The 15,678-nt window shown below is 70.1% G+C and carries 17 protein-coding genes; 9 read left to right on the forward strand and 8 right to left on the reverse strand.

Going from position 1 to position 15,678, the window contains the following annotated elements; all coding sequences use genetic code 11:
* Window positions 1-51 precede the first annotated feature (51 nt).
* Together gntA and ABD798_RS09040 are read right to left on the reverse strand one after the other, a co-directional pair.
* On the reverse strand, window positions 52-783 hold the full coding sequence (gntA, locus tag ABD798_RS09035; RefSeq protein WP_344872580.1) for a guanitoxin biosynthesis heme-dependent pre-guanitoxin N-hydroxylase GntA: 732 nt from the start codon (window positions 781-783) through the stop codon (window positions 52-54).
* A gap of 128 nt (window positions 784-911) precedes the next feature.
* Complete coding sequence (locus ABD798_RS09040; RefSeq protein ID WP_344872582.1) at window positions 912-1,532, reverse strand: hypothetical protein; 621 nt, start codon at window positions 1,530-1,532, stop codon at window positions 912-914.
* Between the two features lie 111 nt (window positions 1,533-1,643).
* Here ABD798_RS09040 and ABD798_RS09045 point away from each other — a divergent pair, with 111 nt between their 5' ends.
* A complete protein-coding gene (locus tag ABD798_RS09045; protein WP_344872584.1) occupies window positions 1,644-1,973 on the forward strand; it encodes a YnfA family protein in 330 nt (109 codons plus the stop codon).
* Between the two features lie 208 nt (window positions 1,974-2,181).
* On the opposite strand, the gene ABD798_RS09050 is transcribed toward ABD798_RS09045, so the two are convergent.
* From ABD798_RS09050 to pdhA, 3 genes are read right to left on the reverse strand one after another with little or no spacing between them, the layout of a single operon-like run.
* On the reverse strand, window positions 2,182-3,666 hold the full coding sequence (locus tag ABD798_RS09050) for a dihydrolipoamide acetyltransferase family protein (RefSeq protein ID WP_344872586.1): 1,485 nt from the start codon (window positions 3,664-3,666) through the stop codon (window positions 2,182-2,184).
* A gap of 19 nt (window positions 3,667-3,685) precedes the next feature.
* Window positions 3,686-4,708 carry an alpha-ketoacid dehydrogenase subunit beta gene (locus ABD798_RS09055; protein ID WP_344872588.1) on the reverse strand — a complete coding sequence of 341 codons (1,023 nt, stop codon included), beginning with the start codon at window positions 4,706-4,708 and terminating at the stop codon, window positions 3,686-3,688.
* Window positions 4,708-5,937: a pyruvate dehydrogenase (acetyl-transferring) E1 component subunit alpha gene (gene pdhA / locus ABD798_RS09060; RefSeq protein WP_344872589.1), complete on the reverse strand. Its 1,230-nt coding sequence runs from the start codon at window positions 5,935-5,937 to the stop codon at window positions 4,708-4,710. The genes ABD798_RS09055 and pdhA overlap by 1 nt, the downstream gene beginning before the upstream one ends.
* Window positions 5,938-6,354: 417 nt before the next feature.
* Here pdhA and ABD798_RS09065 point away from each other — a divergent pair, with 417 nt between their 5' ends.
* Window positions 6,355-7,323 carry an alpha/beta hydrolase gene (locus ABD798_RS09065; protein ID WP_344872590.1) on the forward strand — a complete coding sequence of 323 codons (969 nt, stop codon included), beginning with the start codon at window positions 6,355-6,357 and terminating at the stop codon, window positions 7,321-7,323.
* 120 nt (window positions 7,324-7,443) lie between these two features.
* Window positions 7,444-8,085: an NYN domain-containing protein gene (locus tag ABD798_RS09070; protein WP_344872592.1), complete on the forward strand. Its 642-nt coding sequence runs from the start codon at window positions 7,444-7,446 to the stop codon at window positions 8,083-8,085.
* 6 nt (window positions 8,086-8,091) lie between these two features.
* Here ABD798_RS09070 and ABD798_RS09075 read toward each other — a convergent pair whose 3' ends face one another.
* Entirely contained in the window at window positions 8,092-8,859 is a 768-nt protein-coding gene (locus ABD798_RS09075) for a sugar phosphate isomerase/epimerase family protein (RefSeq protein WP_344872594.1), read from the reverse strand.
* 49 nt (window positions 8,860-8,908) lie between these two features.
* Window positions 8,909-9,901, reverse strand: a complete 993-nt coding sequence (locus tag ABD798_RS09080; RefSeq protein ID WP_344872949.1) for a LacI family DNA-binding transcriptional regulator — start codon at window positions 9,899-9,901, stop codon at window positions 8,909-8,911.
* A 113-nt stretch (window positions 9,902-10,014) separates the two neighbouring features.
* Between ABD798_RS09080 and ABD798_RS09085 the strand changes: the two genes are divergently transcribed.
* The 5 genes from ABD798_RS09085 to ABD798_RS09105 all read left to right on the forward strand — a co-directional run bounded on the left by ABD798_RS09085 (window position 10,015) and on the right by ABD798_RS09105 (window position 14,196).
* Window positions 10,015-11,034 (forward strand): substrate-binding domain-containing protein, encoded by a 1,020-nt coding sequence (locus tag ABD798_RS09085; RefSeq protein WP_425549182.1) that lies wholly within the window; start codon window positions 10,015-10,017, stop codon window positions 11,032-11,034.
* 5 nt (window positions 11,035-11,039) lie between these two features.
* The gene (locus tag ABD798_RS09090) at window positions 11,040-12,002 is read left to right on the forward strand and encodes an ABC transporter permease (RefSeq protein WP_344872596.1); all 963 of its coding nucleotides are present in this window, start codon (window positions 11,040-11,042) and stop codon (window positions 12,000-12,002) included.
* Window positions 11,999-12,796 carry an ATP-binding cassette domain-containing protein gene (locus ABD798_RS09095; RefSeq protein ID WP_344872598.1) on the forward strand — a complete coding sequence of 266 codons (798 nt, stop codon included), beginning with the start codon at window positions 11,999-12,001 and terminating at the stop codon, window positions 12,794-12,796. The genes ABD798_RS09090 and ABD798_RS09095 overlap by 4 nt, the downstream gene beginning before the upstream one ends.
* Window positions 12,793-13,416: a nucleoside/nucleotide kinase family protein gene (locus ABD798_RS09100; protein ID WP_344872600.1), complete on the forward strand. Its 624-nt coding sequence runs from the start codon at window positions 12,793-12,795 to the stop codon at window positions 13,414-13,416. Before ABD798_RS09095 ends, ABD798_RS09100 begins: the two co-directional genes overlap by 4 nt.
* A 294-nt stretch (window positions 13,417-13,710) precedes the next feature.
* Window positions 13,711-14,196, forward strand: a complete 486-nt coding sequence (locus tag ABD798_RS09105) for a hypothetical protein (RefSeq protein ID WP_344872602.1) — start codon at window positions 13,711-13,713, stop codon at window positions 14,194-14,196.
* Here ABD798_RS09105 and ABD798_RS09110 read toward each other — a convergent pair.
* A complete protein-coding gene (locus ABD798_RS09110) occupies window positions 14,179-14,844 on the reverse strand; it encodes a DedA family protein (RefSeq protein ID WP_344872604.1) in 666 nt (221 codons plus the stop codon). The two genes, ABD798_RS09105 and ABD798_RS09110, sit on opposite strands and share 18 nt — an antisense overlap.
* Window positions 14,845-14,913: 69 nt before the next feature.
* Here ABD798_RS09110 and ABD798_RS09115 point away from each other — a divergent pair, with 69 nt between their 5' ends.
* Window positions 14,914-15,669, forward strand: coding sequence for an MBL fold metallo-hydrolase (locus tag ABD798_RS09115; RefSeq protein WP_344872606.1), 756 nt, complete (start codon window positions 14,914-14,916; stop codon window positions 15,667-15,669).
* Window positions 15,670-15,678: the final 9 nt, after the last annotated feature.

The raw sequence follows: 15,678 nt of genomic DNA on the forward strand, positions 1-15,678 counted from the left end.
CTCCGGTGAAGGATAACCCGTGTTCGGAAGCAGCGCTGGAGGGGTTTCAATTCAGAGCGAAGCGTCACCAGAACAGGTTTCACCGATTTGGGGATCTGCCGACCGTTCAGTGTGGCGCGAACGGTACGGGCACTTCCAGTCCGGTTCCGTCAGCCGTCCCGAAAAGTGCCGGGCGGGCCGCTCGTACTCGTAGCGGGTGAAGCTCGGATTCACCGACCCGTTGTTCGTCACCTCCCGTGCCCGAATGCGTTCCTGGAGTGACAGGAACTTCTCGCCCAGGGCCATGAACTGCTCGTTGGCGGTGATCGCGAGCGCGGGCAGGGAAAAGCGGCGGGTGGCTCGCGAGGAACCCGGGTGCATGCCCGCGACGAAGAACGCGTGCCCGCCGACGTGAAAGCCGAAGTTCGACTCCTCGGGATCGGAAGAGGCGCCCTGTTGCACGCCGTGCTCCCGGCTGTCGAGGTCGTGGACGAGCTGGAGGTGCCGCCAGAGCACGCGTTCGAACTCGTGCTCGTCCATCCGCGCCGGTTCGTCGAAGGTGGCCACGAACGTGAGAAAACTCCTTCCGGTGAGCTTTTTCGGGAGTTCACGGGAGTGCGCGAGCAGGTCCGCGTGGTGCAGTCGAGCGGATTCCGGCTCGCCGATGACCGGGTAGTGCCGATGCGTGAGCGAACCGCGCTTGAGCGCCGCGCGGGCGCCGAGGCAGCTGAACTCCGTGCTGTGCAGGAACCGCTCCAGCTCGCCGCGGACCTCGACGTGGGCATCGGCTGCACGATCGGACATGAGCCGAGTCAAACACCGTCGTGGCTGGTCAAGGCGCAAGTCTGAACCAATGACCAGTTCGGCCGCGGTGGAAGGGCGCGGGAGGGAGTTCCGTGACCACCCCCATGGGCCACGGAACCCCCCTTGGACTACGCGGCGACCGGCGCGGCCCGCCAGTACTCGCCGTAGGCCGTCGCCTCCCTGGCGAGCCACTCGTCGAAGTCCCGCCACTGGCGCTTGCGCGGCAGGTGCATCAACCGCGACCGCCGGACGTCGATCACCAGCGGCCGCCCGCCCGGCAGGATCGCGGGCATCTCCAGCTGCATGAGCCGCAGCACCGAGCAGGCCGCGGCCTCGGTCAGCGGCTCGTCCTTGAACCACAGGTAGGTCGCGTACCGGTGCTTGCCGTCGACCAGCCCGAGGTGCGGCCGCACGCGCACCCGGACGTCGTCGAAGACGCACTCACCGATGCCGACGTCGGTCAGCTCGGGCTTCCAGTCCTGCACGAGGCTGCACCAGCCCTCGGCGTTCTCCTCGTAGCTGCGGAGCTTCTTCGGGTGGGCGTTGTCGATCGCGGTGATCAGCTCGGAGAGGTCGTCCCCGGAGCGGCGGCCCGCCTGGATGGCGTCGAGCAGGTCGATGTTGTACCTGATCGCCCAGACGTTGGTGTTCTCGTGCATGTGCCGGTGCCTGCGCACCCGCTGCGCCTTCTCGGGTCCTGGCGCGTTGTTGTAGTCGATCCAGAGCGAAGTGGGGATGTGCTGCTGCACCCCGTACCTCCTTGACCAGCGGAGACCCAACACCGCTGACACTACGGAAGGGGTCTGACACTCCTGGGGGCAAAAGCCCAGGTCAGCTGTTGCGGCTCTAAAATTTTCCGCATGACTCTCCTGCGCTCGGTCCTGCTCTTCGCGCTCGCCGCGCTGACCGAGATCGGCGGCGCCTGGCTGGTCTGGCAGGGCGTGCGCGAGCACCGCGGCTGGCTGTGGATCGGCGGCGGCGTGCTGGCGCTCGGCGTCTACGGTTTCGTCGCGACGCTCCAGCCGGACGCGAACTTCGGCAGGGTCCTCGCGGCCTACGGCGGTGTGTTCGTCGCCGGGTCGCTGCTGTGGGGCATGGTCGTCGACGGCTTCCGCCCGGACCGCTGGGACGTCATCGGCGCGCTCATCTGCCTGGCGGGGGTCGCGGTGATCATGTACGGCCCGCGCTGACCGGTCGAGCACCTGGGCGTTGACGGAGAAGGTGAACTGCCGCCGCCCGTCGTCGCGGTCGTGCGCTCGATCAGCTCGGTGACACCGGGCGCGCCGTTGCGGGTCATCTCGTGGAGGCTCGCCAGTCCTCTCAGTTCGTCCGCGGACAAAGCGAAGCGCCCCCGCCGGATCGACGGGGGCGCCTCGAAGAACAGCCGAGAACGGCCGGTCAGTACGTGATCGCCACCGACGGGTCGGCCATCAGCGCGCCGACGTCGGCGAGGAACTGCGAACCCTGCTGGCCGTCGACCACGCGGTGGTCGAAGCTCAGCGCGAGCTGGCAGACCTTGCGCGCGACGACCTGCCCGTCCACCACCCACGGCATGTCGCGGATGGCGCCGAAGGCCAGGATCGCGGACTCACCGGGGTTGATGATCGGAGTGCCGGTGTCGATGCCGAAGACGCCGATGTTGGTGATCGTGAACGTCCCGTTGGCCATGTCTGCGGGCGAGGTCTTGCCGTTGCGCGCGGTCGTGGTCAGCTCTTCCAGCGCAACGCACAGCTCGCGCAGCGACATCGCGTCCGCGTCGCGGACCTTGGGCACCATGAGCCCGCGCGGGGTCGCCGCCGCGATGCCCAGGTGCACGTAGTCCTTGAAGACGATCTCGTTGCTGGCCGCGTCCCAGGTCGCGTTCACGTCCGGGGTGCGCCGGGCCGCGAGGCAGACCGCCTTGGCCGCGAAGGCCAGCGGGGTCAGCTTCACGTCGCGGAACTCCGGAGTGCCCTTCAGCCGCGCCCGCAGCTCCATCATCGGCGTGACGTCGATGGTCAGGAACTCGGTGACGTGCGGGGCGGTGAACGCGCTGTCCACCATCGCCTGCGCGGTGACCTTGCGGACGCCCTTGATCGGCACCCGCCGCTCCCGCGTCCCCGCGTCGTAGCTCGCGGGGGTGGCGGCGGCAGCGGCGACCGGGGCCGGGGCCGACGCGGCGAGCGAGACGTCCTCGCGGGTGATCACGCCGTCCGGACCCGAGCCGGTGAGCCCGCGCAGGTCGACGCCGAGGTCCTTGGCCAGCTTGCGCACGGGCGGCTTTGCCAGCGGGACCAGCCCGGTGACCTGCTGTTCGACGGGCTGCTGTGTGACGGGCTGCTGTGTGAGGACGGGCGTGATCGGCTCCGGCGAGATCGGGGCGACGACCGGCTGCGACACGGGTGCAGCAGCGACCGCGACGGGCTCGGGAGCCGCGGCACCCTTGCGCGGGCGGCGCTTGGCGGCGGTCGAGCGCGGGCCGTAGCCGACCAGCGTGGCGATCCGGCCGCCCGGCATCTCCTCGCCGATCTTGCCCGAGCCGTTGACCGCGTCGGCCTGGGCGCGCGCGGCGGCGTTGGCGGCCACCGCGTCCGCCGGGCAGGCCCCACCGGGCTGCTCGACGACGGCAGCGGCGGGAGCAGGGGCCGCCGCACCGTTCGGGTCGGTGTCGATGGTGATGATCGGGGTGCCGACGTCGAGGGTCTGCCCCGCCTCGGCCAGCAGCTCGGTCACCACGCCCGCGTACGGGCACGGCAGCTCCACGGCGGCCTTGGCGGTCTCGATCTCGACGATGATCTGGTTGACCGTGACCTCGTCACCCGGCTTGACGTGCCAGGTCAGGATCTCGGCCTCGGTGAGGCCCTCCCCGACGTCGGGCAGGGGGAAGTGCTTGTACTGCGGCATAGCGGACTTCCTCCCGGGTTCAGTAGGTCAGGGCCTGGTCGACGGCGTGCAGCACCCGGTCGAGGTCGGGGAGGAACTCCTCCTCCAACTTGCTCGGCGGGTACGGGGTGTCGAAGCCGGTGACCCGGAGAACCGGGGCCTCCAGGGAGTAGAAGCACTCCTTCTGCACCTGGGCGATGACCTCGGAGGAGATCGAGGACTCGCTGGGCGCCTCGGTCACCATCACCACGCGGCCGGTGCGGCGCGCGGAGTCGAACACCGGGGCCAGGTCCAGCGGCGAGAGCGTGCGCAGGTCGATGACCTCCAGGTCCAGCCCGTCCTCCGCGGCGGCGGCAGCGGCCGCCATGCAGGTCTTGACCGACGGACCGTAGGTGACCAGCGTGGCCGTGCTCCCCTTGCGCAGCACGCGCGAGGCGAACAGCGGCTCCGGCGTGAGCGAGGTGTCCAGCTCCGCCTTCTCGTAGTAGCGCGCCTTCGGCTCGAAGAACAGCACCGGGTCGTCGCAGTCGATGGCCTGCTGGATCATCCAGTAGGCGTCCACCGCGTTGGAGCAGCTGACCACGCGCAGACCGGCGGTGTGCGCGAAGTAGGACTCCGGGGACTCCGAGTGGTGCTCGACCGCGCCGATGCCGCCGCCGAAGGGCACGCGCACCACGATCGGCACCTTCACCCGGCCCTGCGTGCGGTAGTGCAGCTTCGCCAGCTGGCTGACGATCTGGTCGAAGCCGGGGAAGATGAAGCCGTCGAACTGGATCTCGGCGACCGGGCGGAACCCGCGGATGGCCAGGCCGATCGCGGCGCCGATGATGCCGGACTCCGACAGCGGGGTGTCCAGCACGCGCTGCTCGCCGAAGTCCTTCTGCAGGCCGTCGGTGATCCGGAAGACGCCGCCGAGCTTGCCGACGTCCTCGCCCATCACGATGACCTTGGGGTCGCGCTCCATGGCGGCGCGCAGCCCCGAGTTCAGCGCCTTGCCCAGGGTGGTCGTCCTCGGCGGCTGGGCGGTGGCACCGGGTGCGTTGTTCATCGTCGGCGCGGCCATCAGTGCCCACCTCCAGCGGTGTTGTCGGCGAATCCGGACAGGTAGGCCTGGTACTCCTCGCGCTGGGAGCGCAGGGTCGCAGGCTCCTCCGCGTAGACGTTGCTGAAGATCCGCTCCGGACCCGGGTCCGGCAGGTTCATCGTGTACTCGCGCAGCCGCGCGGCCATCTCGTCGGCCTCGGCCTGCACGCCGTCGAAGAAGTCCTGGTCGGCCAGCTGCTGCTTGACCAGGTAGACGCGGACCCGCTCGATCGGGTCCTTCAGCTTCCAGGCCTCCAGCTCGTCGGAGTGCCGGTAGCGGGTGGCGTCGTCGGAGGTGGTGTGCGAGTCCATCCGGTAGGTGAAGGCCTCGATCAGCACCGGGCCGTTGCCGTGCCTGGCCTCGTTCAGCGCCCACCTGGTGACCGCGAGGGTGGCGAGGACGTCGTTGCCGTCGACCCGGATGCCGCGGAAGCCGTAGCCCAGCGCGCGCTGGTAGAGCGGGACGCGGGTCTGGCGCTCCAGCGGCTCGGAGATGGCCCACTGGTTGTTCTGGCAGTAGAAGACGAGCGGTGCGTCGTAGACCGCGCCCCAGACCATCGCCTCGTGCACGTCGCCCTGGCTGGTCGCGCCGTCACCGAAGAAGGTGATCGTGGCCTCGCCGTCGTCGTCGCCGACCTTGCCCTCGAACTTCTGGCCCATGGCGTAGCCGGCCGCGTTCAGGCACTGGTTGCCGATGACGATCGTGTACGGGTGGAACCGCTTCTCCTGCGGGTCCCACGACCCGTGGTCGGTGCCCCGCCACATGCCCATGATCTCGGTCGGGTCGATGCCCCTGCACCAGGCGACGCCGTGTTCGCGGTAGCTCGGGAAGGCCATGTCCGTCGGCCGCAGGGCCCTGCCCGCGCCGATCTGGGCGGCCTCCTGGCCGAGCAGCGGCACCCAGATGCCGAGCTGGCCCTGGCGCTGCAGCGCGTTGCCCTCGCGGTCGGCCCTGCGCACGAGGACCATGTCGCGGTAGAGCCCGCGGATCTCCTCGGCCGTGATGTCGATGTCGAACTCGGGGTGGTGCACGCGCTCACCTTCTGGGGTGAGCAGCTGCACGAGATCGGCTCCACCTTCGGTGGTCGCGCGCAATCCAGCGATGACCTGCTCCGCGGTCGGTCGGGCTGCGGTCGCAGCGGGGGCTACCTCGCTGGACGCGTCCGGCGGTGTGGCCGGAGGCTGCGTCCAGAAGTCCGGCGACGACATGCGTCTTCTCCTCGTGGTTGACGCCGCACCTCCCGCTTGTGGCGGTACGGCACGACTACGCCGTCGGGGTGTGAGCGCCCACCGGATCGGGTGGGTGTCGCCCCGTCGACGATGACGGATCGCATTGCCGCCATCCTGACACGGCAAAGGTGTGATCCGTGAGCCCTGCCACATGTGGCTTATGTATCAGCTTGTCCACTGTTTTCCACACCGCGCGCGGCCGGGGCTCGGCCCCAGCCTCGCACGCCCGTGCGCACGCCCGATGGGTTACCCGAGCTTACTCGCGAGTAACCGACTCGTTAGTTGTTTGCGCACTGCGAACGGATTCGATTGACAAATTACTTAACGTGCTCTGTCCAGCACCGGCGGTAGATCGAGAGCATGTCCTCCCCCTAATTGACTTTGAGGAGGACCGGCGTGCGAAAGCCGATCCGGCGCTTATTGACGATCTTCGCCGCACTGGCGGTCGCGCTGCCCTCGGCGCTGGCCGTGCCCGCGACGGCGGCCCCTGCCGCTTCGGTGGTGTCGGAGAAGCGCGTCGACTCGCGCACGCTCGACATCAGCGTCAGCTCCCCCGCGATCGGCCAGAACGGCAACGTCCGGCTGCTGCTGCCCGACGGCTGGGACACCAGGAAGCCCGGCCAGAGCTGGCCGGTGCTGCTCCTGCTCGGCGGCTGCTGCTGGAGCGACGGCGACGGGCACGAGAGCTGGGTGCAGAAGACCGACATCGAGAACTACGCCGAGCTGCGCAAGGTCATCGTCGTGACCCCGATCGGCGGCAAGGCCGGGTACTTCAGCAACTGGAAGCAGGCGGGCGGCCCCAGGTGGGAGGACTTCCACCTGGACGAGGTCCTGCCGCTGGTGGAGAAGAAGTACGGCGGCGGCAAGAAGCGCGCGATCGCCGGGCTGTCCATGGGCGGCTTCGGCGCGCTGTCCTACGCGGGGCGCAGGCCCGGCACGTTCGCCGCGGCGGCCTCCTACAGCGGCACCGTGGACACGCAGCTGTTCATGCTCGGCCCGGCGTCGGTGCAGGCCGTCCTGCTCGGCGCGGGCCTCGACCCCAACGGCCTGTGGGGCGACCCGGTCAAGGACTCCCAGACCTGGGCGGAGCACAACCCCGCCGCGCTGACCGACAACCTCAGGAAGATCCCCGTCTACCTCTCTGCGGGCAACGGCGACGCGGGCCCGCTCGACGCGCCCGGCACCGGCTTCGACGTGCGGGAGAAGACGATCGAGGGCATGTCGCAGCTGGTGGCGACCAGGCTGGCGCTCTCCGGCGGCAAGGTGCAGACCAACTTCTACGGCAAGGGCACCCACGCCTGGCCCTACTACGGCCGCGAGCTCAAGAACTCCCTGCCGCTGCTCCTCGGCGCCCTGGGCGTCTGAGCGGGTCGGGCTGAGGGCAAAAAATGTGGCCCCCGAGGGGGCCACCCTGTTGGCCGTGACCAACGTCGTTAGGTCATAGGATAACCGCCCTCAGCCCGGCTATTCAACCCGGAGGTTCGCGTGGGTCGCGCCGTCCTCTACGTGGACGGCATGAACGCCTACCACGGCATCCGCAGCAAGTACGGCCGCGAGTTCCTGTGGCTGGACTGGTTCGCGCTCGCGCGGCAGATCCGGGCACAGGACGAGATCCTCGCCGTTCGGTACTTCACCACAATCGTCGCTGGTGAACCGGATGCTGCTCGACGCCAGGAGACCTACCTCGCCGCGCTCACCGCGCACCGACCAGAAGTGCAGGTGGTCCGAGGCCGGTACCAGAAGAAGACCTTCAAGTGCCGCTCGTGCGGGGACCGCTGGACCTGTGCGTGCGACCCCCCTGTCGCGTTTCGCACCTACGAGGAGAAGTTGACGGACGTCGCATTGGCCGTGGCGATGGTCAAGGACGCGGCCGAGGGCTACGGAGACACGTCTGTGTTGATCTCCACCGACAGCGACCTCAACCCCGCCATCGTTGCTTCTGCGGAGATCGCTCCGGAGCGAACGATCCACCTCGCGTGCCCGCCCGGTCGGCAACCACCGTCGAGAACCTTCCCGCCGAACGTGGTGCCCTTCCTCATCAGCCGAGCACATCTCGCCGCGTCCCTGCTGCCCGATGCGGTGAGTGCCGGGGCTCGGACCTACGAACGCCCGGAGAAGTGGCGCTGAGCGGGCTCAGCCGAGGCGGTTGAGCCAGCCGAGGAGCGTGCCGGCGTCGCGGCGGAAGGCGGCGGGGTGGTCGTCCGGGACGAACTCCAGCAGGGCGTAGCGGTCCACCCCGTCGTCGTCGAGCTCCGGCAGCACCGCCTCCCACAGGTCCGCGCGCTCGCCGAGCGGGAGGCGGTTCTCGCCCCACCCGGCGCCCCACGAGAACACGTGCACGGTGGGCAGTCGCGGCAGCAGCGCGCGCACCTCGTCGACGGCCTCCTTGGTGTCCTGGGCGCCGCGCGGCTGCCAGTACGAGGTCACGTTCGGCATGTCGATCTCGGCGAGCAGCCGCTGGGTGGACTCCAGGGTGTCGGTGAGGGTGTTGCGGTGGAACTCCAGCGCCACCTCCACGCCCTCCTCGGCGGCGGCGCGGGCGCACAGGCGCAGCGCGGAGACGACCTCGGCGCGCTTGCCCGGCGTGATCTGCCGCGAGCCCCAGGTCCCCGCCCACACCCGGACCCTGGGCGCGCCGAGCGCGACGGCGGTGCGCAGCGCTCTGTCCACTTCGGACGGATCGGAGGCGCCCGCGCGGTAGTACGAGCCGTAGCCGGCGACCGAGATGCCCGCGCTCGCGCACTGGGCGCGCACCAGCTCGGCGGTCTCCACGTCGCCGGAGGGGACGTGCACGTCGCCGCCCCACTCCACGGCGGACAGCCCCGCCTCGGTGACCAGCTCGACGACCCTCGGCACGTCGAGGTGCCGGAAGGTGACCGACACCAGGCCGGGAATGATCACTGGTCCTCCTCTCGCACGGCCGCAGGCTCGGACCTTAGCGGCGTCTCGATCATGCGCAGCCGCAGGAGCGGCGGTGCATCAGCCTCGCGGGCAGCCGGACGGTGCGCGGCCGGCGTCCGGGATCGGCGATCCGGGCGAGCAGCATCCGCACCGCTGTACGCCCGATCTCGGTGATGGGTTGCGCCATCGTGGTCAGCGGCGGGTCCACCAGCTCGGCCCACTCGACCTCGTCGTAGCCGACGACGGCCAGGTCCTCGCCGACCCGCACGCCCAGCTCCCGGGCCGCCCGCAGGACTCCTACCAGCATGTTGTTGTTCGCGGCGACCACGGCGGTCGGCGGCTGCGGCAGGGCGAGCAGCTCGCGCAGAGCGCCGGAGGCGGGCAGCACCCGGGACTCGCCGGAGATCATCAGCGCCTCGTCGCTCGGCAGACCCGCGCGGTGCAGGCCGAGCAGGTAGCCCTGCGTCCGCTCGGCGCTCGTGGTCAGCCCGGTGGCCCCGCTGACCAACCCGATCCGGCGATGTCCACGTTCGGCCAGATGGGTGACAAGAGCGGCGGTCGAGCCGACGTTCTCCGGACCGACCTGGTCGAACTGGCCGTCCGCGGGCAGCCGGTCGACGAGCACCGTCGGCACCCCGAGCTGGCGCAGCTCCGGCAGCACGGCCGCGCTGGCCCGGTGCGACGGCGTCAGCAGCAGCCCGTCCACCCGGCGGGAGCGCAGCGCGCGCACCGCGGCGTGCTCGGCGTCGGCCTCGTCGTGGGTGTCGATCAGCAGCGGGGTGAAGCCCGCCGCGCTCGCCTCGCCCTCGATGGCCTGCATCAGCTCGGCGAAGTACGGGTTGGCGACCAGCGAGATCGCCACACCCAGCGTCCTGGTGCCGCCGGTGACCAGCGACCTGGCGATGGCGTTGCCGGTGTAGCCCGTGCGCGCGACGGCGTCGAGCACCCGCTTCCTGGTCGCCTCGGCCACCTGCCTGGTCCCGTTGACCACGTGGGAGACCGTGGTGATCGAGACCCCGGCCAGCCGCGCGACGTCCCGCATCGTGACCACGTCCCCCAGGGTGCGCCCGTGCCAAGCGTTTGCGCAAACGCTTGGCACCCGGGCCCGGCCGGGATTAGCGTCCCGCCACCAACCCGCCCAACCGGGAGGCACCCATGGGACGACGAGGTCCCCTAGGCAGAGGCGCCGTCGTGCTCACGGCCGCCGCACTCGCACTCGTGGCCACCGCGTGCACCAGCCAGAAGGCCGGGGACACCGGGCGGGGCAACGACGACGGCAAGACGAAGGTCGGCCTGGTCACCAAGACCGACAGCAACCCGTTCTTCGTGGCGCTGCGCGAGGCGGCGAGCGCGCAGGCGAAGAAGGACGGCGCCGAGCTGGTCGCGCTCGCGGGCAAGTTCGACGGCGACAACGAGGGCCAGGTGGCCGCGCTGGAGAACCTGGTCCAGCAGGGCGTGGACGCCATCCTGATCACGCCGAGCAACTCCACCGGCATCCTCGGCGCGATCAAGAAGGCCAGGGAGAAGGGCATCCTGGTGATCGCGCTGGACACCGAGACCGAGCCCAAGGACGCCGTCGACGCCACCTTCGCCACCGACAACCTCGAAGCGGGCAAGTCGCAGGGCGCCTACGTGAAGGCCGCGCTCGCGGGCAAGGAGCCGAAGCTGCTGATGCTCGACGGCTCGCCGGGCGGCACCGTCGACGAGATGCGCCACCGCGGCTTCCTCGCGGGCATCGGCATCGCGGAGGGCGACGCGAAGATCCTCGGCAAGGAGTCGACCAACGGCGACCAGAACAAGGCCCAGCAGGCGATGGAGAACCTGCTCCAGCGCGCTGCCGACGTGAACGCCGTCTACACGATCAACGAGCCCGCCGCGCGTGGCGGCTACGCGGCGCTGGCGGCTCGGGGCAGGGCGGCGCAGGTGCTGGTCGGCTCGATCGACGGCGGCTGCCAGGGCGTCCAGGACGTGAAGGACGGCAAGTACGCCGTCACGGTCATGCAGTTCCCGAAGAAGATGGCCGAGCAGGGCGTGCAGGCCGCGGTGGAGTTCACCAAGTCCGGCAAGAAGCCCGGCGGCTTCGTCAACACCGGCTCCGTGGTGATCACCGACAAGCCGGTCGCGGGGATCGACTCCAAGGACACCGCCTGGGGTCTTCAGAACTGCTGGGGCTGATCCTGTTGCGCGCCAAGACTTCCGAGTTCATCCTGCGCACACCGGCCGTTGGTCCCGCCATCGCGCTGGTGGCCGCCGTGCTGGTGTTCTCCTTGACCACCAACACCTTCCTCAACAGCGACAACCTCTCGCTGATCGTGCAGCAGTCGCTGGTGGTCGGCACGCTCGCGCTCGGCCAGACACTGGTGATCCTGACCGGCGGCATCGACCTCGCCAACGCGGCGACGGCCGTGCTGGGCACCCTGCTGATGGCCAAGCTGGTCGTCGGCGGGGTCTCCGGCACCGTCGCGCTGATCACCGGGATCGCGGCCGCGGTGGCGATCGGTGCGCTGATCGGCGGCATCGTCACGGGCGCGAGCCTGCCGCCGTTCATCGTCACGCTCGGCATGCTGACCATCGTCACGGCGGTCAGCCGGATCTACGCCGAGGGCCGCAGCTACCCCGTCACCGACGACGTGCTCGGCCTGCTCGGCGTCCGGCAGTACCTGTTCGGCCACATCGAGGTCACCGTTGGCATGGGCTTGGCGCTGCTGATGTTCGGCGGAGCCTGGTACGCGCTGACGAAGACCGCGTGGGGCAAGCACGTCTACGCGGTCGGCAACGATCCGGAGTCCGCGCGGCTGTCGGGCATCAACGCCCGGCGCACCGTGCTCAGCGTCTACGTGGTCGCCGGGCTGGTCTACGGGATCGCGGCCTGGCAGGCGCTCGGCCGCGTGCCCAACGCCGACCCGAACGCCTTCCAGATGGGCAACCTCGACTCGATCACCGCGGTGGTGCTCGGCGGGACCAGCCTCTTCGGCGGGCGCGGCAGCGTGATCGGCACGCTCGTCGGAGCGCTGATCGTCGCTGTGCTGCGCTCGGGGCTGACCCAGGCCGGGATCGACAGCCTCTACCAGGACGTGGCCACCGGCGTGCTGGTGATCGTCGCCGTCGCGGTCGACCGGTTCTCCAGGAGGAAGCAGCGATGAGCGAGCAGGTGCCGGTGCTGCGGGCCCGGGGGCTGGTGAAGCGCTACGGCAAGGTGACCGCGATCGACGGCGCCGACTTCGACCTGCTGCCCGGCGAGGTCCTCGCGGTGGTCGGCGACAACGGCGCGGGCAAGTCGAGCCTGATCAAGGCGCTCTCCGGCGCGGTGGTGCCCGACGAGGGCGAGATCAGCGTCAACGGCGAGCCGGTGCGGTTCTCCGGGCCGCTGGACGCGCGCAGGCACGGGATCGAGACCGTCTACCAGGACCTCGCGCTCGCGCCCGCCCAGGACATCGCGACCAACGTGTTCCTCGGCCGGGAGCGCCGCAGGTCAGGGCCGTTGGGGACGGTGTTCCGGCTGCTCGACGCGAAGGGCATGCGCGAGGAGGCGGCCAGGATCCTCGGCGAGCTCGACATCAAGATCAAGTCGATGGCGCAGGCCGTGGAGACGCTCTCCGGGGGCCAGCGCCAGGGCATCGCGGTCGCTCGCGCGGCGGCCTTCGGCAGCCGCGTGGTGATCATGGACGAGCCCACCGCCGCGCTCGGCGTCGCGGAGTCGGCCAAGGTGCTCGACCTGATCCGGCGCATCCGCGACCGCGGTCTGCCGGTGGTGCTGATCAGCCACAACATGCCGCACGTCTTCGAGATCGCCGACCGCGTGCACGTGCACCGCCTCGGCAAGCGGGTCGGCGTGGTGTCCCCGCGCGAGCGCACGATGAACGAGGTCGTCGGGCTGATCACCGGGGCGCTGAGGCTCTCCGAGGACGGCGGCGAGCTGGTCGAGGTCTACCGGTGACCGCTTTCGCTGACCTCCTGGCGCGAGCGGCGACGTTGGTGGAGCCGGGTGGGCGGCGCCTGCTCGGCATCACCGGCGCTCCGGGGGCGGGCAAGTCGACGCTGGCGGAGCGGCTGGCCGCCGAGCTGGGCGAGCGCGCGGTACTGGTCGGGATGGACGGCTTCCACCTGGCGCAGCGCGAGCTGGAGCGCCTCGGCCGGGCGGAGCGCAAGGGCGCGCCGGACACCTTCGACGCGCACGGCTACCTCGACCTGCTGGGCCGGTTGAAGCGGGCGGAGCCCGGGGTGACGGTCTACGCCCCGGAGTTCCGCCGCGAGATCGAAGAGCCGGTCGCCTGCGCGGTCCCGGTGGCCGCCGACGTGCCACTGGTGATCACCGAGGGGAACTACCTGCTGCTCGGCGACGAGCCGTGGTCACGGCTGCGCGGGGTGCTGGACGAGGTGTGGTTCCTGGCGCCCGACGAGGACGTCCGGCTCAGCAGGCTCGTCGCGCGGCACGAACGTTATGGCCGTACCCGCGAAGAAGCGAAAGAACGAGCTCTGGGTTCGGATCAGTCGAACGCGGTTCGGGTAGCTGAAACAATGTCGCGTGCCGACCTTTGCGTTCACTCAGTTCTCTAGAAAAGAATGCCGGTCACTGCTGGCTGGTGACGCTGACCTGCGTGTCCGCGCCCGCCGGGGGCAGGGCCAGCGCACCGAGCGCGGCGATCGCCAGCACGACGAGGAAGGCGGTCCTCAGTTGAGAGCGCATGGGCTTCTTCTTTCTGCTTGCCCTTCCTGATTGTTCTGAAAAAAGATGGCAGCCTCGTTCGGTGGTCGTCAAGAATTCCTGATCTACCCTTGATGAAGCTGTCTTTTTCATCTTTTCGCCGGGATTCGATGGAACGCGGACCCGTTCGGTTCCGTCGCAGGCACATGCCGCACGACCCGCGCGTCCCGCTGCCGCCGCTGTTCGTCCGCCGCTTCCGGAGCGGCACGGTGATCATGGGTGTCACGCTGCTCGTCACGACGCCGCTGATGTACGGGTTCCTGCGCTTCGTCGGCTCGATCCTCTCGCAGCGCACCGACCCGATCACGGCGGTCGTCATCGCGGTCCCGCCGCTGTTCGTGCTCGCGCTGGCCGTGACGCTGCTGCTGGCGCGCGGGTGCCTCGACGGTGAACGGCTCGTCGTCGCCCGAGCCCGCAGCACCCGCAACGCCCTGGTCGCCTGCCTCGGCGGGGTCGTGGTCGGCGCAGCGCTCATCGCGTTCGTGCCCGGACCGACGAACCCGCTGACCTACTTCGAGCCGGTCGTCTACCTGTTCATGGGCGTGCTCGGGTTCGCGGTCGGGCACATGTTCGTGCGGCCCTCGCGCGCCACGCTGCTCAAGTTCGGCGAGGAGTCACGTTCGGTCTGGTGAGGACGCGGACTCGTCGATGGGGCGCTTCATGTCCTGGCGGAAGCGGATCGCGCCGTAGACGGTCCCGGTCAGCACCACGACGAGGAACGCCACGATCGCCACGACCTTCAGCCACGGGTGCCGGTCCAGCAGGCCCGCCGCGTAGTAGCCGAAGAGGATCAGCAGCGGCGCCCAGGTGATCGAGCCGATCACCGAGGACCAGAAGAACCGGCCCCGGTCCATCCGCGCGGCGCCCGCGATCATCGGCGCGAGCGTGCGCACCCACGGCAGCCAGCGGGCCGCCACGATCGCCCAGAACCCGTAGCGGTCAAGGAAGTTGCGAGCCCGGTCGAGGTTCTCCCTGTTCAGGACCTTGCCGCCCTCGCGGGCCAGCACGCGGGTCCCGGTGCGCACACCGATCCGGTAGCCGACGTCGTTGCCCCAGATCGCGACCAGCGTCGTCGCGATGGCCAGCCCCCACGCGTTGCCGGGCAGCCCCTGCTGCGCGAGCAGGACCCCGGCGGTGAACAGCAGCGAGTCGCCGGGTAGGAAAAGCCCGATGACAAGCGCGCACTCGGCGAAGATGAAGCTCACGACCACGGCCCAGATCAGGACCGGGCCGCCGGTCCCCAGCGGGTCCCAGGCCAGGAGGGTCTGCGTCGCCGTCACCTCGTCGACCCTACGTGGACCCGCGAGCGGTCATCAGTGAATTCCTGGTTGACCGGACGGGAGGACTCCGTGAGCAGTTCGTTGAGCCTGACCGTCCTCGGCGCGGGAACGCCCTATCCGCGCCCGGACAACGCCTGCTCGGGGTACCTGCTGCGGACCGAGGAGAACGCCGTGTGGGTCGACGCGGGCCCCGGCTCGCTGGCGAACCTCCAGCGCCACGTCTCCCCCGATCAGCTGACCGCGATCTGGATCTCGCACCTGCACGCCGACCACTTCGCCGACCTCGCCTCCGCCTACTACGCGCTGGCGTTCTCCGAGCTGCGCCCGCAGCGCCGCATCCCCGTCTACGGTCCCGTCGGCTGGGGTGGGCGGCTCGAAGCGTTCCTGACGAACTCGCAGGTGGCCGCGATGAGCGCCGTCTTCGACGAGCACGAGCTGCACGACGGCCATCAGATCGACCTCGGCGACCTCAGCCTGACCAGCCGCGCCGTGCACCACGGCGGCATCCCCGCGTTCGGGCTGCGCGCCGAGCACAACGGCAGGGTGCTGGCCTACTCCGGCGACACCGGTCCGTGCGCCGCGCTGGACGAGCTGGCCACGGGCGCGGACGTGCTGCTCTGCGAGGCCGACTCCGACGATCCGACCGAGGTCCACTGCACGCCGGAGGACGCAGGCGGGGCCGCGCGCCGTGGCGGGGCGAAGCGCCTGCTGATCACCCACGTCGGCCCCGCGATGACGCCGGAGGCAGCGGCCGAGCGCGCCGCGAAGGTCTTCGGTGGGCGCACGGCGGCGGTGTCGGACAACGATCTTTACGAACTGCGCTGAAGAGCCCTC

Origin of the sequence: Allokutzneria multivorans (assembly GCF_039537405.1) — a bacterium.
In the GTDB taxonomy this organism is placed as follows: Bacteria; Actinomycetota; Actinomycetes; order Mycobacteriales; family Pseudonocardiaceae; genus Allokutzneria; species Allokutzneria multivorans.

Coding starts and splice junctions, on each gene's coding strand:
- ABD798_RS09080 (WP_344872949.1), bottom strand. CDS start 9,901: ATGCGGGACGTCGCGCGGCTGGCCGGGGTCTCGATCACCACGGTCTCC.
- ABD798_RS09095 (WP_344872598.1), top strand. CDS start 11,999: ATGAGCGAGCAGGTGCCGGTGCTGCGGGCCCGGGGGCTGGTGAAGCGC.
- ABD798_RS09055 (WP_344872588.1), bottom strand. CDS start 4,708: ATGGCCGCGCCGACGATGAACAACGCACCCGGTGCCACCGCCCAGCCG.
- ABD798_RS09045 (WP_344872584.1), top strand. CDS start 1,644: ATGACTCTCCTGCGCTCGGTCCTGCTCTTCGCGCTCGCCGCGCTGACC.
- pdhA (WP_344872589.1), bottom strand. CDS start 5,937: ATGTCGTCGCCGGACTTCTGGACGCAGCCTCCGGCCACACCGCCGGAC.
- gntA (WP_344872580.1), bottom strand. CDS start 783: ATGTCCGATCGTGCAGCCGATGCCCACGTCGAGGTCCGCGGCGAGCTG.
- ABD798_RS09085 (WP_425549182.1), top strand. CDS start 10,015: ATGGGACGACGAGGTCCCCTAGGCAGAGGCGCCGTCGTGCTCACGGCC.
- ABD798_RS09105 (WP_344872602.1), top strand. CDS start 13,711: ATGCCGCACGACCCGCGCGTCCCGCTGCCGCCGCTGTTCGTCCGCCGC.
- ABD798_RS09050 (WP_344872586.1), bottom strand. CDS start 3,666: ATGCCGCAGTACAAGCACTTCCCCCTGCCCGACGTCGGGGAGGGCCTC.